The 20553-nt window shown below is 73.1% G+C and carries 16 protein-coding genes; 7 read left to right on the top strand and 9 right to left on the bottom strand.

Features of this window, described 5'->3' with window-relative positions:
* Nucleotides 1-146 precede the first annotated feature (146 nt).
* Nucleotides 147-1922 (top strand): class I adenylate-forming enzyme family protein, encoded by a 1776-nt coding sequence (locus OG392_RS15660; RefSeq protein WP_329279747.1) that lies wholly within the window; start codon nt 147-149, stop codon nt 1920-1922.
* Between the two features lie 48 nt (nt 1923-1970).
* On the opposite strand, the gene OG392_RS15655 is transcribed toward OG392_RS15660, so the two are convergent.
* Entirely contained in the window at nt 1971-3242 is a 1272-nt protein-coding gene (locus tag OG392_RS15655) for a M6 family metalloprotease domain-containing protein (RefSeq protein ID WP_329279744.1), read from the bottom strand.
* Between the two features lie 281 nt (nt 3243-3523).
* On the opposite strand from OG392_RS15655, the gene OG392_RS15650 reads away from it, so the two are divergent.
* Entirely contained in the window at nt 3524-4186 is a 663-nt protein-coding gene (locus OG392_RS15650) for a TetR/AcrR family transcriptional regulator (protein ID WP_329279743.1), read from the top strand.
* Nucleotides 4187-4411: 225 nt separating this feature from the next.
* Nucleotides 4412-5941 carry an MFS transporter gene (locus OG392_RS15645; protein ID WP_329279741.1) on the top strand — a complete coding sequence of 510 codons (1530 nt, stop codon included), beginning with the start codon at nt 4412-4414 and terminating at the stop codon, nt 5939-5941.
* 152 nt (nt 5942-6093) lie between these two features.
* Here the strand turns inward: OG392_RS15645 and OG392_RS15640 are convergent, their stop codons facing one another.
* Nucleotides 6094-6582 carry a MarR family winged helix-turn-helix transcriptional regulator gene (locus OG392_RS15640; RefSeq protein WP_329279739.1) on the bottom strand — a complete coding sequence of 163 codons (489 nt, stop codon included), beginning with the start codon at nt 6580-6582 and terminating at the stop codon, nt 6094-6096.
* A 124-nt stretch (nt 6583-6706) separates the two neighbouring features.
* On the opposite strand from OG392_RS15640, the gene OG392_RS15635 reads away from it, so the two are divergent.
* Nucleotides 6707-7513 carry a dioxygenase family protein gene (locus OG392_RS15635; RefSeq protein ID WP_329279736.1) on the top strand — a complete coding sequence of 269 codons (807 nt, stop codon included), beginning with the start codon at nt 6707-6709 and terminating at the stop codon, nt 7511-7513.
* A 32-nt stretch (nt 7514-7545) separates the two neighbouring features.
* Here the strand turns inward: OG392_RS15635 and OG392_RS15630 are convergent, their stop codons facing one another.
* A complete protein-coding gene (locus OG392_RS15630; RefSeq protein ID WP_329279734.1) occupies nt 7546-8583 on the bottom strand; it encodes a questin oxidase family protein in 1038 nt (345 codons plus the stop codon).
* A 407-nt stretch (nt 8584-8990) separates the two neighbouring features.
* Here OG392_RS15630 and OG392_RS15625 point away from each other — a divergent pair, with 407 nt between their 5' ends.
* Nucleotides 8991-9992: a sigma-70 family RNA polymerase sigma factor gene (locus OG392_RS15625; RefSeq protein ID WP_329279732.1), complete on the top strand. Its 1002-nt coding sequence runs from the start codon at nt 8991-8993 to the stop codon at nt 9990-9992.
* Nucleotides 9993-10223: 231 nt separating this feature from the next.
* Here the strand turns inward: OG392_RS15625 and OG392_RS15620 are convergent, their stop codons facing one another.
* On the bottom strand, nt 10224-11183 hold the full coding sequence (locus tag OG392_RS15620; protein ID WP_329287300.1) for a helix-turn-helix transcriptional regulator: 960 nt from the start codon (nt 11181-11183) through the stop codon (nt 10224-10226).
* Nucleotides 11184-11245: 62 nt separating this feature from the next.
* On the opposite strand from OG392_RS15620, the gene OG392_RS15615 reads away from it, so the two are divergent.
* On the top strand, nt 11246-12802 hold the full coding sequence (locus OG392_RS15615) for an MFS transporter (protein WP_329279730.1): 1557 nt from the start codon (nt 11246-11248) through the stop codon (nt 12800-12802).
* A gap of 263 nt (nt 12803-13065) precedes the next feature.
* On the opposite strand, the gene OG392_RS15610 is transcribed toward OG392_RS15615, so the two are convergent.
* The 5 genes from OG392_RS15610 to OG392_RS15590 all read right to left on the bottom strand — a co-directional run bounded on the left by OG392_RS15610 (nt 13066) and on the right by OG392_RS15590 (nt 17281).
* On the bottom strand, nt 13066-13908 hold the full coding sequence (locus OG392_RS15610) for a DUF6227 family protein (RefSeq protein ID WP_329279727.1): 843 nt from the start codon (nt 13906-13908) through the stop codon (nt 13066-13068).
* A gap of 83 nt (nt 13909-13991) precedes the next feature.
* Nucleotides 13992-15125 carry a P1 family peptidase gene (locus OG392_RS15605; protein ID WP_329279725.1) on the bottom strand — a complete coding sequence of 378 codons (1134 nt, stop codon included), beginning with the start codon at nt 15123-15125 and terminating at the stop codon, nt 13992-13994.
* Between the two features lie 9 nt (nt 15126-15134).
* On the bottom strand, nt 15135-15308 hold the full coding sequence (locus OG392_RS15600) for a hypothetical protein (protein WP_329279723.1): 174 nt from the start codon (nt 15306-15308) through the stop codon (nt 15135-15137).
* Complete coding sequence (locus OG392_RS15595) at nt 15292-16497, bottom strand: low temperature requirement protein A (RefSeq protein ID WP_329279722.1); 1206 nt, start codon at nt 16495-16497, stop codon at nt 15292-15294. The genes OG392_RS15600 and OG392_RS15595 overlap by 17 nt, the downstream gene beginning before the upstream one ends.
* Nucleotides 16498-16531: 34 nt before the next feature.
* Nucleotides 16532-17281, bottom strand: a complete 750-nt coding sequence (locus tag OG392_RS15590; protein WP_329279721.1) for a sirohydrochlorin chelatase — start codon at nt 17279-17281, stop codon at nt 16532-16534.
* Nucleotides 17282-17548: 267 nt separating this feature from the next.
* On the opposite strand from OG392_RS15590, the gene nirB reads away from it, so the two are divergent.
* The gene (gene nirB, locus OG392_RS15585; protein WP_329279720.1) at nt 17549-20449 is read left to right on the top strand and encodes a nitrite reductase large subunit NirB; all 2901 of its coding nucleotides are present in this window, start codon (nt 17549-17551) and stop codon (nt 20447-20449) included.
* Nucleotides 20450-20553 lie beyond the last annotated feature (104 nt).

Raw genomic sequence — 20553 nt, 5'->3', positions numbered from 1 at the left:
AGTGCGCCACGGTGCGCCAGAGTGTTGCCGGGTTGGCGCCATGGTGGCCGTGGGGGCGGGCCGCCGGGCTTGACCCGGTTCGGGGGTGCGCATAGCGTCGCCGCGCTGGGACGACGAGCGGATGCTCAGGGGGTTGTGCGGTGGCGGTGTCAGGTGGAGACGAGCGGCTCACTGCGGACGGGGCTCCCTTCGCCGTCGAGGACGGCGTGTACGCCTCCGGGCCTCGCACGCTGCGGGAGTTCGTCGAGGTCGTCTGGGGCTACGACGACCGGGTCTTCCTCGTGTCCGAGGACGGGCGGACGACCTACCGCGAGTTCTTCGACGCGGCCTGCGGGCTCGCCAGGAGACTCGTCGGGGAGTACGGGCTGCGGCCGGGCGACCGCGCCGTGGTCGCCATGCGGAACCACCCCGAGTGGCAGGTCGCCTTCTGGGCCGCCCAGCTCGCCGGTCTCGTCGCCGTACCGCTCAATGCCTGGTGGACCGAGGACGAATTCACGTACGCCCTCGACGACTGCACCCCCTCGGTGCTGCTCGTCGACGGGGAGCGGGTCGGGCGCGTACGGGAGTGGGCCGCCCGCAACCACGTGCCCGGGATCGTCTTCCATGCGGAGGACACGGAGGGCGTGGAGGCTCCTGCCAGCCCTGCCAGCCCTGCCAGCCCTGCCAGCCCTGCCGGCCCTGCCAGTCCTGGCGCCACCGGCGCCTCCGGCCGTCCCGTCGCTCCCCGCGCTCCCGTCGCGCCCGGCGCTTCCGGCTTCGTGTCGTACGTCCCCGACGCCGACCCGTACCTCGGACCGCCCCTCGTCGACGTCCTGCCCGAGCATGACGCCACCATCGTCTACACCTCCGGCACCACCGGCCGCCCCAAGGGCGCCGTCGCCACCCACCTCGCGCAGGCCGGGGCCGCGATGAACCCGCGCTACTTCGCCGCCGCCGCGGCCCTCGCGCGCGGGGACGTGCCCGGGACGGGACCCGTCCCCGTGTCGCTGACCACGTTCCCCTTCTTCCACGTGGCCGCGTTCACCTCCTTCTACGGGGTCATGGCGGCCGGCGGCACCCTGGTCATGATGCGGAAGTGGGATGCCGGCCGGGCCCTCGAACTGATCCGGGAGCACCGCGTCACCCACTACGCGGGCGTCCCCACCACCGCCCTCCAGCTGCTCGACCTCGCCCGCGCCACCGGCGACCCGCTCGACAGCCTCACCCTGCTCAGCACCGGCGGGGCCGCCGCCCCGCCCGGCATCGTCGACGGGATCACCGCCGGGTACGGGGAGCGGCTCGAACCCCGCAACGGCTACGGGCTCACCGAGACAAGCGGCGGCGTCCTGTCCAACGTCGGCGCCGAGTACCGTGCCCACCCCGGCAGCGTCGGCCGGCCCACGCCCGTCACCGAGGTGCGGATCGACCGGCCCGACGCCGGGGGCGTCGGCGAGCTGTGGCTGCGCGGGCAGTCCCTCGTCCGCGGCTACTGGGGCGACGAGGGGGCGACCCGCGCGGCGTTCTCCGAGGACGGCTGGTTCCGGACCGGGGACCTCGCGCGCGTGGACGCGGACGGGCGGGTCACCATCGTCGACCGGCTCACGGACATGGTCGTCCGGGGCGGCGAGAACGTGTACTGCGTCGAGGTCGAGGACGTGCTGCAGCAGCATCCTGACGTCGTCGACGCCGCCGTCCTCGGCGTGCCGCACCCGCTCCTGGGCGAGGAGGTCGCGGCCGTCGTCCGGCTGCGGCCCGGCGCCGCCGTCGGCGCCGACGAGCTGCGCACGCACGTGGGTGCGCGCCTCGCCGCCTTCAAGGTGCCCGCCCATGTCCACGTACGCGAGGAGGAGCTGCCCCGGAACCCGACCGGGAAGCTCCTCAAGCGGGAGCTGCGGGGCAGCCTGCGGGTCGGCCCGCAGGGCGGCCCGACCGTCGGCACGTGAGATGACCCGTCCCGCCCGGCCCGTGCGTCCCACTCCGCCGGACGCGCTTCAGCTCCGTGTGATCCGTACCCGGTACGTACCGCTCGCGTCCTCGTCCAGCACGCTGATCCGTATGCCGTTGGCCCGGTCCGTGAACGTCTCTCCAGGGCGGTAGGGCGCGTCCGACAGCTCCGCGTGGACGTTGGCGCGCCGCGTGCAGCCGCCGCTCGCGTGCTCGCTGTCGGAGACGGTCACCGGGCCGTGGCCGGTGTCCACGTCGGACTCCACCCGGTAGACGAGGACGCCGTGTTCGCAGACCGCCTCGTCGTTGCCCTCCTTGCTGCGGACCTCGACCGCGTACCCCGACGTCTCGGAGAGCGGGACGAACGCGAGCTTGGGGCCGCCGGCGACCGCCAGCGGGGTGAGCGTGTAGTCGCCGGTGCCGACGCCGGACGCGCAGCCGATCTGGTCGTTGTCGAGCCAGCCGAGCTTCCACTTGTGCCAGCCGAGCAGGTCGTTGTTGGCTCCCCAGTCCTCGGACATGATGTCCCAGTGCCCGACGGTCCCGCCGCCGTCCGACGTGTACAGGTCGGGCAGGCCGAAGACATGGCCGTTCTCGTGCGGCAGGACCCGGTAGCCGGTCTCGCCGAAGCTGCCGGAGCCGTCGTCCTGCCGGCTGTAGACGAAGGACGTGTTGGCCAGCGGCACGCCGTCCGCGTAGGGGGCGTCGTCGTTTCCGGAGAAGGTCACGGACAGGACGGTGTCGAGGGCGGAGGGCCCGGCGTTCGGGGTGACCAGCACGTTGACCAGGTCGTACGCGCTGAAGTCCACCTTCGGGTCGGCCGCCGTGACGATGTCCTCGACGAGGGAGCGGTACCCCGGTTCGTACGGTGAGCCGCGCTCGATCCCGTACGCCGAGAAGGCCTTCGGCATGCGGAGCCAGTCGGGTATCGGGGCCTCGGCCTGGTAGTGCAGCCGTCCGTACGAGCTGACGCGGAACCACTCGGCGGTCTGCGGGAAGAACTCGCGGAAGCGGTTCATCGCCGTCCCGTCCCCGGGGGCGTCGGGGAAGTCGACCATCAGGTTCAGGGCCCTGACCCGGCCCGTGGAGCGCACGTACCCGGGGGCCGTGGGGAGCCCCTCCGACATCTGCACGCCCATCGTGGTGGCGATACGGCAGGGTCCCAGCTGGGCGCCGTCGGGCGCGGCGGCCACGGGGCCCGCCGAGGCCGGGGCGGGCCCGGGGAGGGTGGTGCTCGCCGAGGCGAGCAGCGTGAGGGAGAGCGCCGTGGTCGCGGCCATGGCGACGGGTCTGCGTATCCGTCGTCGGGGGTGCTGCATACGGGCGCCTCTCCGGTGGGGGCAGGTCGGCGGCACAGCCCCTTCCGGTGCTCGTGGGGTCGCGCTGTGCGATCACTCTGTGACGGGTGCCTCCGGTGCGCGCGCCGGGTGGCCCGATCGGTGGACCGACGAGAGATGTGACCCAGGTCACACGGCGGCGGGGAAATAAACGGGGACCAGGTCCCCGTTTATGACTGTGTTCAGCGAAGTGGGGAGTCCTTCCCCGGATATCCCGGGAACCCCCGGACACCCCAGACAAGACCCTCAGAGGAGGCCGTGGCGTGACCAGCACCGTCGCCGATTCCGCGCCCGCCCGGCGCGTACCCCGCCCGCGTGCGGACGCCCTGCGCAACCGCGAGCGGATCGTGACGGCGGCCCGCGAGATGTTCGTCGAGTTCGGCTCCCAGGTGCCGTACGACGAGATCGCGCGCCGGGCCGGCGTCGGGAACGCCACGCTCTACCGGAACTTCCCCGAGCGCACCGACCTCGTCCACGAGGTCGTCCTCTCGCTCATGGCCCGCGTCACCGAGGTCGCCGAACGGGCCGCCGAGGAGGAGGGCGACACGTTCGCCGCCCTCCGCCGGTTCACCCTCGGCGCCGCCGACGAGCGCGTCGGCGCCCTGTGCCCGATGCTCGACGGCGCCTTCGACAAGGACCACCCCGACCTGGTCGCCGAGCGCGACCGCCTGGAAGAGGCCGTCCAGGGCCTCGTGGACCGGGCGCAGCGGGCCGGCCGGCTCCGCGCCGACGTGGGCGTCGGGGACCTGATGGTGGCGCTCTCCCAGCTGACCCGACCGCTGCCCGGTTCGGGCTGCGGGTCCTTCGACCAGTTCGTCCGCCGTCATCTGCTGCTGTTCCTCGACGGCCTGGAGGCGCCCGCGCGCTCCGAGCTGCCCGGGACGGCCGCGACCCTGGAGGATCTTCGACGCGACTCCTGCTCGTGAGCGTCGTCCCCGCTCGTCCGCGGGGATCCCGGCGTGCGTGACGCGGCACCCGCGACCCGTGACACAGAGCCCGTGACCCGTGGTCCGCGACTCATAGCCCGTGACCCGTAACCCGTAATCCGCGACCCGCGACGCACAGCCCGTCATCCGGGCTCCGTGCTCCGCCCGTCCTCCTGACCTTTCACGTCCTTTTTCACCAGAACGCGCCAAGAGGTGGCTACCCCCATGCCGAAAGTCCCCGACCACTCCCTGAACCACCCCGACCCGGGCCGCTGGAAGGCGCTCGTCTTCATCGCGCTCGCCCAGCTGATGGTCGTGCTCGACGCGACGATCGTGAACATCGCGCTGCCCTCCGCCCAGCAGGACCTGGGGATATCGGACGGCAACCGGCAGTGGGTCATCACCGCCTACGCCCTCGCCTTCGGCGGTCTGCTCCTCTTCGGCGGTCGCATCGCCGACCTGTGGGGCCGTAAGCGCACCTTCGTCGTCGGCCTGATCGGCTTCGCGCTCGCGTCCGCCCTCGGCGGCGCGGCGAACGGCGAGGCCATGATGCTCGGCGCCCGTGCGCTCCAGGGCGCCTTCGGCGCGCTCCTCGCGCCCGCCGCGCTCTCGCTGCTCGCCGTGACCTTCACCGACGCCAAGGAGCGCGCGAAGGCCTTCGGCATCTACGGCGCGATCGCCGGTGGTGGCGGCGCCGTGGGCCTGATCCTCGGCGGTTTCCTCACCGAGTACCTGAACTGGCGCTGGACCTTCTTCGTCAACATCCCCTTCGCGATCGTCGCCGCCGTCGGCGCGTACCTCGTCATCCGTGAGCCCGCGGGCAGCCGCAACCGCTCCACGCTCGACATCCCCGGCGTCATCCTGTCGACCCTCGGTCTCGTCGCGCTCGTGTACGGCTTCACCCGCGCCGAGTCCCAGGGCTGGAGCGACGCCGGCACGATCGGCATGTTCGTCGGCTCGGCCGTCCTGCTCGCCGCCTTCGTGCTCACCGAGGCGAAGGTGAAGTCCCCGCTGCTGCCGCTGCGCGTCCTGACCGACCGCAACCGCGGTGGTGTCTACCTGTCGCTCGGTCTCGCCGTCATCGCCATGTTCGGCCTGTTCCTCTTCCTGACCTACTACCTGCAGGTCGTGAAGGGCTACTCCCCGGTCATGACAGGCTTCGCGTTCCTCCCGATGATCGCGGGCATGATCATCGGCTCCACCCAGATCGGTACGCGGCTCATGACCCGCGTCCCGCCGCGGCTGCTCATGGCCCCGGGCTTCCTGACCGCCGGTGCCGGCATGCTGCTGCTCACCCAGCTGGAGATCGGCACCTCGTACGCCGGTCTGATCCTGCCCGCGCAGCTGCTGCTCGGTCTGGGCATGGGTACGGCGTTCATGCCGGCCATGTCGCTGGCCACGCACGGCGTGGACCCGCGCGACGCCGGTGTGGCCTCCGCGATGGTCAACACCTCGCAGCAGGTCGGCGGCGCCATCGGTACCGCCCTGCTGAACACGATCGCCGCCTCGGCGACCACCGCGTACCTCACGGACAACGCGGCGGGTGCGACCACTCCTGCCGCGCAGAAGCTCCTCCAGCTGCAGGGCATGGTCGAGGGCTACACCGCGGCCATCTGGTGGGCCGTCGGCATCCTGGTGGTCTCGGCCACGATCGCCTTCACCCTGATCAACACCGGGAAGCCGGACATGGGCGTCGTCGCCGGGTCCGGTGAGGGTGCGGAGGACGAGGTGAAGGTGCCGGTCATCGCGCACTGATCCCGGAGACCGATCCCGTACGCCACCTGGTCGCCGCCCCGGCTCCTGCCCCGGCTCCGCTGCTCGTCAGCGGAGCCGGGGCAGGGCTGTTTCCGGTGGCGTCGCGTGTCCGCGGAGGAGCGGGGCAGGCCCTGTGCGCTGTGCGCCGCTCGTCAGCGGAGCCAGGGCAGGTCCGCGTCCGCGTCCGTGGGTTCCAGCCCCTCGGCCATGACCCGCATGATCGCGCCGAGCTGCTCCACCTGATCGGGGGAGAGGCGGTCGAAGAGGGCCTGGCGGACCGCCGCCACATGGCCGGGGGCGTTCTGCCGGAGGACCTCCACGCCCTCGTCTGTGAGCCGGGCGAACTGGCCCCGCTTGTCGGAGGGGCAGTTCTCGCGGGTCACCCAGCCGTTCTTCTCCAGCCGGGCGACGGCGTGGGAGAGCCGGGAGCGGGTGATCTTGGCGCTCCTGGCCAGCTCGGTCATCCGCAGCCGGCGGCGCGGGGCCTGGGAGAGCTGGACGAGGAGTCCGTAGTAGATGTGCGGCATTCCGGCGTCACGCTGCAGCTGGCGGTCGAGGTGGTCCTCGAGGAGCGTGGTGGCGTGCAGGTACGCGCGCCAGACGTGCTGCTCCTCGTCGGTGAGCCAGCGGGGTTCGGTCATGTCTCCCATGGTGCCCGATCGTACGACTCATTCTTGAAAGTTGAACTACATAGGTCTACCGTGTACGGCAGGACGCTTGAAGTTTCAAGAACCTGCTGCGATCGAGAAACCGGAGGTGGTCGCCATGGACGCCACGCTGGAAACAGAGGCCACGCGCGCGCGGATGCCCGCCCTCTACCTGTCCCACGGCGCCCCGCCGCTCGCCGACGACCCCGTCTGGCCCGGCGAGCTCGCCGCCTGGTCCGCGGACCTTCCGCGCCCCGCGGCGATCCTCATGGTCTCCGCCCACTGGGAAGAGGCCCCCCTGGCCCTCGGCGCCACCGAGACCGTCCCGCTCGTCTACGACTTCTGGGGCTTCCCCGAGCACTACTACCGCGTCCAGTACGCGGCCCCCGGCGCGCCCCGGCTCGCCGAGGCCGTCCGCAAGCTGCTCCGCGCGCCCGGCCACCCCGTGCAGGACATCCCCGACCGGGGCCTCGACCACGGCGCGTACGTCCCGCTCGTCGAGATGTTCCCCGGCGCCGACATCCCCGTGCTCCAGATCTCCATGCCCACCCTCGACCCGCGCCGTCTCATGGACATCGGGCGCAGGCTCGCCCCGCTCCGGGACGAGGGCGTCCTGATCGTGGGCAGCGGCTTCTTCACCCACAACCTGGCCGCACTCCGCCACACCGGCGGCGGCGTGCCGGGCTGGTCGGCCGAGTTCGACGCCTGGGGGCACGAGGCCCTGGCCGCGCGGGACGTCGACGCGCTCCTCGACTTCGAGCACAAGTCGCCGGCCGGGCGCCTCGCGCACCCGCGTACGGAGCACTTCGCCCCGCTGTTCGTCACGATGGGCGCGGCGGACGCGGCGGGCGACCTCGACGCGGAACGGTCGGTGATCGACGGGTTCTGGATGGGGCTCGCCAAGCGCTCGGTGCAGTTCGGCTAGCCGAACTGCACGCCAGGCTTCGACGGCAGGCCCTAGAGCAGCGGCGGGTTCAGCTCGATCGAGCGGGTGGCGGCGGCGAGGGCGAGCGGGTCGCCGATGTCCAGCGCCGTGTCGGTGAACTTGATCGTGTGGTCGTCGCCGTGCGCCGCCGCCCGCGCGAAGACCTCCTCGGCGGTGAGCGAGGTGGGCGCGTATGCGGCGGGCTCGGGCGGGGTGTACGCGGCGGTCACCGCCGCGGCCGCCGTCCACGCCGCCGCCAGGCTCGGCGCCCACAGCTCGCGGGGGAGCGCGGGCAGGGCGCGCAGCACCGCGTTGGGCGCGGTCGCCGCGTGGACGAGCATGATCGGCTCGCCGTGGCCGTGGGTCGCGTACCGGTGCGTGGTCGCCGTGACCAGCTCGACGAGCCGGTCCCGCGCCGTGTCGGGGTCCGGGGCCGAGCCCCAGGCCGGGAACGCCGTCAGCCGGTCGAGCCGCGACCGCAGCGGGCCCTCCTGCTCCGCGAGCGGCGGTACGGCGTCCAGCGCGGCGGCCGCCGACGGCGCCGCGGCCAGCGCGCCGAGCGGCGGCAGCGGCAGGTGACGGGCGGCCCAGTAGCCGAGCGCGTGGGCCAGCTCGGAGAGGCGGGGGCCCGTGGTGGGCACGCCCGCGTTCTCGGACGTCAGGAGGGTGCGTACGGCATGACCGGTACGGATCACCGGATGCGTCGACCCGCCCGCGATGCCCGGCAGCAGCCGCGGCCACCACTCGGCGAGAACCTCCCGCCAGGGGCGTCCGTCGAGCTCGTCCCCGAAGAAGCGGGTCCAGTCGGTGCTCCGGGCCGGGTCTCCCAGCGCCTCGCGCCAGCCGTCGGCCGTGATCGGCCGGGACGCGGGCGGCATGTCCTCCAGCTTGTGGGCGTAGTGGTCGAGCCAGCGGTGCACGGCCCGGGCCTGGCCGTTGCGGACCAGCGCCTCGACGGCCATCGGGGCGTGGTTGGTGAGCCTGCCCAGACGTTCGGGGCCGGTGGCGTGGAGGCGTTCGAGGGCCTCGTCGAGGATGCCGGATGCGTCGGTGCCGGATGCGTCGCTCATGGAGGCGACGCTAGGGCGGGGAAGGGGAGGGGCGTAACGGGCTCGGGACCTAGCCGGGGAAGCGGCTCAGGACCTAGTCCGGGAGTCCGAGAGGGCTCCGCTCCCCGGCGCGCAACCCGATGGCCCGTCCACGCGTCTTGGAGGATGACGCCGCATGTGATCGCGGTCTCACCGACGGCGTGGTCGGGGACCCCGCGAGCGACGTCGAATCACCCCCCGTGCCCGGTCTGACCTGCACCTCCGTGGGTGCTGGAAGCATGCCCGCAGGGGCGGCGGCGCCGCAGGATACTGCATGATCGGGAAAATCCATGTGCCGGGTGGGAATTCTGTCCTGATTCCAGTCGTTGTTTCCGTCGGATGCAGGGCACCCGAAAAGGTGTCGCGACCTACTCAGCAAGGGAGCACGCATGGCAACCCGTGCCGTCGCCCGTCGTCAGACCTCCGCCAAGAGCGGGGCCGCACGGGCAAGCAGCGTTCGCGCCGTGGGCGGGGAGATCGCCGACCGCGACCTGGTCGGCATGTACCTCGACGAGATCGCGCGCACGCCCCTGCTCGACGCCGCCAAGGAGGTCGAGCTCTCCCAGACGATCGAGGCGGGCGTCTTCGCCCGGCAGATACTCGACGGAGAGGTGGAGTCCGAGGCCGGCGGCGCGTCCCGCGAGGAGCTCGAAGCCCTCTACGAGGCGGGCGAGCGTGCCAAGGACCTCTTCATCAAGTCCAACCTGCGGCTCGTGGTGGCCGTCGCCCGCCGCTACCCGCGCAGCGGGCTGCCGCTGCTCGACCTGATCCAGGAAGGGAACGCGGGCCTGGTGCGCGCGGTCGAGAAGTTCGACTACGCGAAGGGCTTCAAGTTCTCCACGTACGCCACGTGGTGGATCCGCCAGGCCATCACCCGCTCCATCGCCGACCAGTCCCGCACGATCCGGCTCCCCGTCCACCTCGTGGAGGAGCTCGGCCGGATCCGCCGGGTGCAGCGCGAGTTCAACCGGGAGCACGGCCGCGAGCCGGAGCCCGCGGAGATCGCGGCCGAGCTGGACACGAAGCCCGAGCGCGTCGTCGACGTGCTCGACTGGGCGCGGGATCCGGTCTCGCTGAACATGTCGGTGGACGACGAGGGCGAGACGCAGTTCGGCGACCTCCTGGAGGACACGTCGGCGATCTCGCCGGAGCAGTCGGTCCTCACGCTGCTGCGCAGCGAGGAGCTCGACGACCTCATCGACAAGCTCGACCACCGGACGGCCTCGATCATCCGCATGCGGTACGGGATCGAGGACGGGCGCGAGCGGACGCTGACGGAGGTCGGCAAGCAGCACGGCCTGACGCGTGAGCGGATCCGCCAGATCGAGAAGCACGCCCTGCTGGAACTGAAGAAGATGGCCCACGACACGGGCTTCGACGCGGTGGCCTAGGGCGGCCGGCAGCGGGGGCGCGCGGGACCGGGCCGGGGCCGGGGGCTGGCGCGAGCCCCCGTCCCCGGCCCTCGGCGTCCCCGGCCCCGGCCCCGGCCCTCGGCCCTCGGCCCCGGGCTCTTGGCGGTCCCGGGCCCGCGCCCCTTGCTCCCGGCGGCCCTGGCTCTTGAGCGCCCCGGGCGCTTTGGCCCCACCTGCCCGGCCGGGGAGCCAGGTCGCCGAGCCCCCGGCTCACCCCCTCGTCGACGCGGTCAGTCGTGTCCCCAGGTCCTCCACGTACGTCAGGAGGGACGGTGGGCTCTGGATGGTGAAGGGGGCGTCCACCAAGGCCAGGCGGATGGCCAGCCACTCGACCGAGTCCGTCGAGCGGGTGCGCAGGCGGCAGGTAGTCGGGCCCGTCGGCGTCGGGACCAGATGGGAGGGGAGCCGGGCCGTGACGAAGTCGGCCGGCGCCTCGAAGGTGACGTCCAGGTCGAGCTCCGGCTGCGCCCGTGACATGGAGCGGACCAGGAGCTGCGCCGCGTCGCCGGCCGGCAGCTCCCGGGGTGTGAAGCGGGCCCCGGTGGCGAGCGGTTCGCTCACCCGGTCCACCCGGAAGGTCCGCCAGTCCTCGCGCCCCAGGTCGTACGCCACCAGGTACCACCGGCGTCCGGTGGAGACGAGCCGGTAGGGCTCGACCAGGCGCTTCGACTCGGCGCCGTCGCCCGCCCGGTACCCGAAGCGGAGCTTCTCGCGGCCGGTGACCGTGCCCGCCAGGGCGGTCAGGGTGGCGGGCGTGACCGTGGCGCCGTCCCCCCGCGTGAGCGGGATCGTCGCGTTCTGGAGGGTCGAGACCCGGTGCCGGAGCCGCGCGGGCAGGACCTGTTCCAGCTTCGCCAGGGCCCGTACCGACGCCTCCTCGACGCCTTCGATCGCGTGCCCCGCCCCCGCCCGGAGCCCGACCGCGATGGCGACGGCCTCCTCGTCGTCGAGGAGGAGCGGGGGCATGGCCGTACCGGCGACGAGCCGGTAGCCGCCGACCGCGCCGAGCGTCGCCTCGACGGGATAGCCGAGGTCACGGAGCCGGTCGATGTCCCGGCGGATGGTGCGCGGGGAGACCGAGAGCCGTTCGGCGAGCTCGCTGCCGGGCCACTCGCGAGGGGTCTGGAGGAGCGAGAGCAGATTCAGGAGTCGTACCGGGGTGTCCGTCATGTCCTCCAGGATGAGGGTCATCTAGGACATCATTTGACCTAGATGGCCTTTATCTTCTTCGTATGAGTGCACACGACGCCGACGGCGTCACCACGGACGCGGCCCCCACGGACACGAGCGACAAGCGGCGCTGGATAGCCCTGGCCATCGTCATGACGGCCGCCTTCATGGATCTGGTCGACGCCACGATCGTCAACATCGCGATCCCCAGCATCGAGCGGGACCTCGGCGCCTCCTTCGGGGCCATCCAGTGGATCACCGCCGGGTACGCGCTCGCGTTCGCCGCCGGTCTGATCACGGGCGGTCGGCTCGGTGACATCTACGGTCGCAAGCGGCTCTTCCTCCTCGGCACGGCGGGCTTCACGCTCGCCTCCGCCCTCTGCGGCTTCGCGGCCAACCAGGAGATGCTGGTCGGTTCGCGCCTGCTCCAGGGCGCGGCGGCCGCGATGATGGTGCCGCAGGTGCTGTCGATCATCCACGTCACCTTCCCCGCGCACGAGCGCGGCAAGGTCTTCGGCATGTTCGGCGCGATCATCGGTCTGGGCGCGGTCTCCGGCCCGCTGCTCGGCGCGCTGCTCACGCAGTGGAACATCGCGGGCCTCGAATGGCGCCCGATCTTCCTCATCAACCTGCCGGTCGGCATCGCCGGTCTGCTCCTGGGCCGCAAGTTCATCACGGAGTCGAAGGCCCCGAAGGCACTCCGTCTCGACATCGTCGGCGTGCTCCTGGTGACGGCCGCGCTGCTGATGCTGATCTACCCGCTGACGCGCGGGCGTGAGCTGGACTGGCCGGTGTGGGGCCACCTGATGATGGCCGGCAGCCTGGTCGTCTTCGGCGCGCTCGTCGCGTACGAGAAGTACAAGACGAAGAAGGACGGCTCGCCGCTCGTCGAGCTGTCGCTGTTCAAGGTGAAGAGCTTCGCGGCGGGCATCGCGGTGCAGCTGACCTTCGGCGTCGTGATGGGCATCTTCTTCCTGGTCTGGACGCTGTACATGCAGATCGGCCTCGGCTGGAGCCCGCTGCGGGCGGGTCTGACCGGTGTGCCGTTCTCCATCGCGGTGTCGACGGCCGCCGGCCTCTCGGTGCAGAAGCTGGTGCCGCGCTTCGGCCGGAAGGTGCTCCAGGCGGGCGCGCTGACGATGATCGCGGGCGTGCTGCTCTACCTCTTCGAGGCGGGCCGGTACGGCACGGGCATCGAGTCCTGGCAGATGATCCCGCCGCTGGTGGTCATGGGTCTGGGCATGGGCCTGATCGTGGCGCCGCTGACGGACGCGGTGCTCTCGGAGGTGCCGAAGGAGCACGCGGGCTCGGCGTCGGGCCTGATCAACACGACCGGTCAGATGGGCAACGCGCTCGGACTCGGCCTGGTGTCGGTGGTCTTCTTCGGCGTGATCGACGGCAAGCCGGCCCCGAAGTCCCCGACGGAGGCGGGCCTTGCGTTCGCCGACGCCTTCCAGAACGCGATGGGCTGGGTGGCCGGCGTGCTCGTCGTGATCTTCCTGGTGATGTTCGCGCTTCCGGCGAAGCCGAAGCAGCACCTGGAGGGCGGCGAGGACGGCGCCTCCGACGGTGACGACGGCGACGTGGTGATCGAGAAGGAGCCGGTGTTGACGCACTGAGTCGGCCGCGGCAGGGCCCTGGTTCCGGGAATCGCCCCGGGACCAGGGCCCTTCGTCATGTCCGGGCACGGGCGAATGCCCGGCGGTCTCGCGTGCAGCCTCGCTCCAGAAGGCGCTCACCGACCGGCTGTCCGGTCTCGGCGGCCCGGGGCCGGTCACGAGCCCGTCGCGCCCGTCGGGCCCGTGTTGCCCTTCGGCCCTTGAGGCCGGTCGGGCGGGCGCGGGGACGTCCGGGGTCTGCCGGGGGGAGGGTCGCCGGGACCTCAGCGGACCCGGGAGCGGGACTCCATCGCGTCGCGGGCCGCCCTCTCGTCCTCGTACACCTCGCACATATGGCGTCCGTCCGGTGTCGCCGTGTGCTCGACCTCCCAGAGACTGGCCTCGCTGCCGTCGAGCAGCAGGAACTGGTGCTCGTAGAGGGTGAATCCGGCGTCCCGGCCCCCCTCCACCGGGCAGTGGCGGCCGAAGGCCTGGGTGATGTGGTGGGCGAAGGCCAGCCGGAGCCGGCGGGCCGTCGCCTCGCCCGGCCGGTCCGCGTTCTCCGCGCGCCGCAGGACGCGGCGCGCGTGGTCGGCGGAGTTGTCCGGCACGTACATCCGGGGCTGGGCGGGTATGGGGCGGGCGAGCAGCGTGCTCAGCAGCTCCAGGTCGTCGTCCTCGTCCAGGGCGCGGCCGTCCGCTTGCTCGGCGGTCCAGCCGGGCAGGGGGCCGCTGGGGAGGCGCGAGGCGGCGAGCCGGGCCTCCGACTCCTCGGTGTACAGCTCGTGCTGCTCGGCGCCGTCCCGGCCGGCGTCGTGCGTCAGCTCCCAGAGGCTGAGGGCGGAGCCGTCGCTCAGCAGATACGTGTGGCGGTAGGTGGCGCGGTGCAGCGACGCGCTGTGGTGCGAGGAATGGAGCGCGCTGGAGTGGGCGAGCGCCGTGCCGAGGCGCTCGACGGTCGAGTCGGGCAGATCGAAGGAGTTGAGCGCCCGGCCGAGGAGGCGCTCAACGTGCGTCTCGGTCGTCTCGTACGGATCGTGAGGATCCTGCGGATCGTTCAAGAGGGTCTCCAGGCCGTCGCCGCATGTCACTCGGTGCTTGCTTAACGTAGTCCCTGGGTCCGACATCGCGTCCGGGGTTCCGGAAAACGAAGGGCGCCGACGGGAAGTTCCCGCCCCTCCAGGGCCGTTCTCGTCCAACTCCCTTGCGGTTACCGGGAGTACGGATCCGGTCGCGGTCGGTTCGGGCCGTGCGGACCGCCGTAGAGCTCACGGTACGAGGGGAAGTCGCCGCCCGGCCCGCGCAGTCCGCCGGGGGCCGCGAGCACCGCCCGGACGATCGCCCGCGTCACGAGGTCCGCGCCGGCCTCCAGGATCGCGTTCAGGGCCAGCGGACCGGGAGCCTCCGGTAGTTCGCGCGCCCCCGTGGCGAGGGTGAAGACCGTGTCGCCGTCGTTCATGAGGTGCACCGGGCGCAGGGCGCGCGCGATGCCGTCGTGCGCCGTGCCCGCGACCTTCCGCGCCTGTGCGCGGGTCAGCACGGCGTCGGTCGCGACGACCGCGAGCGTGGTGTTCAGCGGGGGCGGGGCCGCCGCCTCCCGGGCCCGGGCGAGCCGCCGGAGCGCGGCCCGGTGCACCTCCGGATCGGGGAAGGAGGGCGGGCCGCCGTCGGAGGAGCTCCCGAACCCCTCGTCACTCCCGTAGCTCCAGTAGCTCCCGTACAGGGCACCCGTGGCGGGGTCGACGGCCGATCCCACCGCGTTCACCACCACGAGCGCGCCGACGGTGATCCCCGACTCCAGGACGGTGCTCGCCGTGCCCACCCCGCCCCGGAGGCCGCCGACCACGGCGCCGGTGCCCGCGCCGACCGCGCCCGTCTCCACGTGCGCGTGGTCCCCGCCCGCGTCGGCCGCCTCCGCCGCCGCCCGCCCCGTCGCCGGACCCGGCCTGGCCGCGAAGTCACCACCCCGGCCCAGGTCGAAGACGCACGCGGCGGGCACGACCGGCACGACGTGGGACGGATCGGGACCCACCCGCACGCCCCGGTGCCGCTCCTCCAGCCAGGCCATCACCCCGGACGCCGCATCGAGGCCGTACGCGCTGCCGCCGGTCAGTACGACGGCGTCGATCCGCTGGACCACGTTGCGCGGGTCGAGCGCGTCCGTCTCCCGCGTGCCCGGCCCGCCGCCCCGCACGTCCACGGCGGCGACCGCCCCGCCGGCCGGCGCGAGCACCACCGTCGTGCCGCTCAGCGCGCCGTCGCCCTCCACGCGCGCGTGCCCCACCCGCAGACCGCGCACATCGGTGATCGAGTCCGTCGTCCCGTGCCGTTCGGGCTGTGTCATGAGCCCTGCCTACCACGCGGACCGGCCCAGCGGTACGTACCGCCCGAGGCGTCGATCACGGTCCCGGTGGGCCTGGAGGGCGCCCACCGCCCCGGCCCGCGGCTGCTCCTCGTACAGCCCGTCGACGAGCCGGTCCACGGGCACCGTCCGGTCCGCGTCGAGCCGTTCAGCCGGTCGGCGCACCGGTTCCCGGACCGGTCCCCGTCCCCGGCCGTGTCGCCGGGTTCCTCGCCGTCAGGGTCACACCGGCCGCGACCGTCGCCGCCGCGACGACACCCGCGGCCAGGACCGCCCAGCGGCCCGCGAACGAGCACATCAGGATCGCGAGCGCCGAGACGGGGAGGACGAGTTGCTGCGCGATCCCGACCTTGAAGTAGCGGGCGTGGAGGAGCCAGACGGACAGCAGGAACACGGCGGACGGGATCGTCACCGCCGACGAGGCGGCGAGCGTGGAGATGTGGGCCTTGCCCACGGCCTCCTCCACGGCGATCTCCAGGCCCGCGCCGACGGCCGCGGCCGCGGCGAAGATCACGTAGTGGCCGTACCCCCAACGGAAGGCCTCACGGCTGGAGGTCAGCCGGTTGTGCGCGGGCACGACGAAGTAGATCCACCAGGCGGCGAAGACGAGCAGCAGACCGCCCGCGGCGATCGGCAGCACCTCGCCCAGGGCGTCGTTCTCGGCGATGCCCGTCTTCACGGCCACCGTCGCCGCGGCGACCGTCTCACCGAGCACGATGATGGTGAACAGGCCGTACCGCTCCGCGATGTGGTGCGGGTGCCACGTGCTGGGCGCGTCCCTCTCGGCGACCAGGGGCACGGCCATCTCGGCCAGCGCCATCACGAGGAAGACCCACGGGAGGGCCGCCTCCGGCGCGAAGAGCAGCGCGCTCCAGCCGATCTGCACGACGACGACCCCGCCCGCGTACCGTCGGCACATCGTCCGCTCGGCGGGATCGGTGGCGTGGTGCGCGGCCCGCAGCCACTGCGAGGCGAGCGCGAGCCGCATGACGACGTAGCCGATGAAGACGATGAGGAAGTCGTGGTCCTCGAAGGCCCGCGAGACCCCGGCCGCGAGGATGAGCACGCCCGCGATCTGGACGAGGGTGACGACGCGGTACGGCACGTCGTCGTTGTCGTAGGCCGAGGCGAACCACGTGAAGTTCATCCACGCCCACCAGATCGCGAAGAAGATCATCGCGTAGTTGAGGATCCCCTCGCCCGCGTGTCCCTCGGCGACCGCGTGCACGAGTTCCGCGCCCGCCTGGGCGACGGCGACGACGAAACACAGGTCGAAGAAGAGCTCCAGGGGCGTGGACGCCCGGTGCGACTCCTCGCGGGAGCGCGCGGTGAGGGGGAGGAACGGTTGTGTCATGGCCCCAGCAGACCAGAGCGGACGGCTCTCCTGCTCACATGCCACGCGAATCGGGTCGGGCCCGGAGCCGCCGAGGGGACCTCACGTGCCGCCACCCGCGGCCCTCCGTTCCCGCTCCCGCCCCCGCGTACCGCGCCCCCACCAGCCGGGCCACGCGCGTGTGGTCGGCGATCGGGGCCGCGACCGCCCAGGTGCCCGGGACCGCGGCCAGCGCGCGCGTGAAGCGGCCAGGAGCGAGGAGGTGGGTGGCCACCGCGACCCGGCGGAAGCCGCGGGCGTGCAGCAGCGCGACCGCCTCGGCCGGCGCAGGGGTGCTCGCCGAGCAGTACGCGGCCGTGACCGGGACCGGCAGGAGCAGGCCCAGCTGCCGGACCGCCGCGAGGGTGCCGTCGCCGCCGCCCGGCCGGGAGGAGCCCGCCCCGGCGACGACCACCGCGTCCGCCGGGCCGCCGGCCGCCCGTTCCGCGGCCCGCAGCCGGTCGTACAGGGCGAGGGCCACCGCGTGCTCGCCGCTCAGCCCGCGGGTGACCGCGCAGTCGAAGCGGCGGGCGACGGCCGGGATGTCGACGGTGCGGTGGTAGCCGTCGCCGAGGAGCAGCGGCACGACGACCGCACCGGGCCGGTCCGCGAGGACGGACGGAAGGGAGGGCGACTGGTGGTCGAGGTGTCCGACGGCGACGGGCGCGCCGGTCAGTCCGCGCACGGAGTCCGCGAGCCGCGCGATCGTCGCGCCGGCCTCGGGCGCGGTGCTGCCGTGCACGGCGAGGACCAGGTCGCGCGTCATCCGTACCTCCACCCCCCGGTCGTGCGGCTCGGCCCCGTCCGGGGGGCCGCGCGACGGTGTCGTTCGCCGACGCGGCCCCGCCCGTTCACGCTAAGCCCGCGCCGCCGCCCCGCGACCGCGCCGTTCGGCCCCGGCCGGGGGGGTCGCAGGTCCCGGATCCTCGGGCCCTTCACGGCCCCGACACGCCCACCCGGCGCCCCTACGGTCGGAGGAGAAGCCACCCGTACGCGAACCAGTCCCGCGAAACCGACCCCCACGGAGACCGCCATGGCCGCCCAGCGGACACAGACCCTCGTCCTCATCGGCCACGGCATGGTCGGCCACCGGCTCCTGGAGGCGCTGGCCGAGCGCGGCGCGCTCGCCGACCCGGCCGTGCCCGGCGGCCCCGGCTGGCAGGTCACGGTGCTCGCCGAGGAGGACGTGCCCGCCTACGACCGGGTGCATCTGTCGTCCGTCTTCACCGGCACAGAACCCAACCAACTCGGGCTCTCCACACCCGAGTTCCTCTCCGGTCACGGCATCGACCTGCGCCTCGGCGACCCGGCCGAGCACATCGACCGGGCCACCCGTACGGTCACCACCACCTCCGGCGCGGTCGTCCCGTACGACGCGCTGGTCCTGGCGACCGGCTCGTACCCCTTCGTGCCGCCGATCCCCGGCGCCGACGCGACCGGCTGCTTCACGTACCGCACGCTGTACGACGTCGACGCCCTCACCCGGTACGCCGAGGAGGCCACGACCGGCGTCGTCATCGGCGGCGGGCTCCTCGGCCTGGAGGCCGCCGGGGCGCTCCGTACCCTCGGACTCGCCACGCGTGTCGTCGAGTTCGCGCCCCGGCTCATGCCGCTCCAGGTCGACGACGGCGGCGCAGCGGCCCTGCGCGCCACGATCGAGTCGATGGGCGTGGCCGTGCACACCGGGGTCGGCGCCACCGAGGTCGAGACCGACGCCGACGGGAAGGCCCGTCTGCTGAGGCTGTCGGACGGCACGCGGCTCCCCGCCGACGTCGTCGTCTTCTCCGCCGGGGTGCGGCCCCGCGACCGGCTCGCCCGTGAGGCGGGGCTCGCGGTCGGGGACCGCGGGGGAGTGGCGGTGGACGAGCGCTGCCGGACGACCGACCCGTACGTGTACGCGATCGGTGAGTGCGCGCAGACCTCCGACGGGCGGGTGTACGGCCTGGTCGCGCCCGGCTATCAGATGGCGGAGGCGGTCGCCGACCAGCTCGCGGGCTCCGGTACGACGGTGTTCACGGGTGCCGACACCTCCACCAGGCTGAAGCTGCTCGGCGCGGACGTGGCCTCCTTCGGCGACCCGTTCGCGGACGGGCGGGACGGCGGGCCCCGGGCCACCGAGATCGTCTTCTCGGACGCGCGCGAGGGCGTCTACAAGAAGCTGCTGCTCGGCCCCGAGGGACAGCTCCTCGGCGGCATCCTGGTCGGCGACGCCGAGGCGTACGGCTCCCTCAAGCCGCACGCGGGCCGCCGGCTTCCGGGCCCGCCCGAGGCGTTCCTCCTCCCGGCCGGCGCGGCCGGGGCGGAGCTGCTCGGCGCGGACGCGCTCCCCGACGACGCCGTCGTCTGTTCCTGCCACCACGTGACCAAGGGCGCGGTGGCCGGAGCGATCGCCGAGCACGGGCTGACCGACATCGGCGGCGTCAAGCGCTGCACCAAGGCGGGCACGGGCTGCGGCGGGTGTGTGAACACGCTCCAGGCCGTCCTCGACGCGGCGGGCGTGGAGCGGCCGAAGGGGCTGTGCGAGCACTTCCCCGAACTCACCCGCCCGGAGATCTACGAACTGATCCGCACCGAGCACATCCGCTCGTACACCGAACTGACGGAGCGGTACGGCTCCGGCGGCTCGGCCCCGGGCGGGAACGCGGGCTCCGGCTGCGTCGTCTGCAAGCCCGTCGTCGCCAACGTCCTCGGCACCCTGGCCCCCGAACTCGGTCTGCGGCACGTTCTCGACGGAGAGCAGGCCGCGCTCCAGGACTCCAACGACCTCTTCCTCGCCAACCTCCAGAAGGACGGCACCTATTCGGTCGTGCCGCGCGTCCCGGGCGGCGAGATCACCGCCGAGCAGCTCATCGCCATCGGCGAGGTGGCGCGCGACCACGGTCTCTACAGCAAGATCACCGGCGGTCAGCGGATCGACCTGTTCGGTGCGCGGAAGGAGGAGCTCCCCGCCATCTGGCGCAGGCTGATCGGGGCCGGCTTCGAGTCGGGGCAGGCGTACGGGAAGTCCCTGCGCACGGTCAAGTCCTGCGTCGGGTCCCGGTTCTGCCGCTTCGGGCAGGGCGACTCGGTGCGGCTCGCGATCGACCTGGAGCTCCGCTACCGGGGCCTGCGGGCCCCGCACAAGATCAAGGGCGGGGTCTCGGGCTGTCCGCGCGAGTGCGCGGAGGCCCGGGGCAAGGACATCGGCGTCATCGCCACCGCCGGCGGCTGGAACCTGTACGTCTGCGGCAACGGCGGCACCGACCCGCGTCACGCCGGTCTGCTCGCCTCCGACCTGTCGGCCGCCGAACTGTTCGCGCTGATCGACCGGTTCCTCATGTACTACGTACGGACCGGGGAGCGCCTGGAGCGCACCTCGGCGTGGCTGGAAAGGCTTGGCGGCGGGACCGGTGGGACCGGTGGGACGGATGGGAGCGGTGGGACCGATGGGACGGATGGGAGCGGTAGGACCGGTGGGACGAATGGGAGCGGTGGGACGGCCGGGGCTCGTGGGCTTGCGCGTCTCCGGGAGGTCCTGATCGAGGACTCGCTCGGGATCCGCGCCGAGCTGGAGGCGCAGATGGAGCGGCACGTGGCCGCGTACCGCGACGAGTGGCAGGCCGTCCTCGACGACCCGGCGGCCCTGGCCCGCTTCGAGCCGCACGTGGCCGGCGTGGAGTTCCTGGAGCCGGGGCGGGGCCGGGCGGCGGTCCTCGCGGACGGCACCGAGGCGGCGCTGTTCCGGGACGGGGGCGGCGAGGTGTACGCGGTGGGCAACCGGGATCCCTTCTCGGGCGCCGACGTCATCGCGAACGGGATCATGGGCAGCCGGGACGGGGTGCCGGTCGTCGCGTCCCCGCTGCACAAGCAGGAGTTCGACCTGCGGACCGGCGCCTGCCTCGACGACCCGGCGGTCGCCCTGCCGGTCCTCCCGGTGCCTACGGCCCGCCCCTGACAGGACCTTGGCCCGCCCGGCTCCCCGACCTAGGCCCGCCCGTCCGGCGACCATCGGCACTGACCCGCCCCCCACCCCGCGGCGCAGCCTGGAAGAGCAAGGAA

Source organism: Streptomyces sp. NBC_00691, assembly GCF_036226665.1.
Lineage (GTDB): Bacteria > Actinomycetota > Actinomycetes > Streptomycetales > Streptomycetaceae > Streptomyces.
The sequence above is the reverse complement of the archived record's forward strand: the minus strand, read 5'-3'. Positions and strand labels throughout refer to the sequence as shown.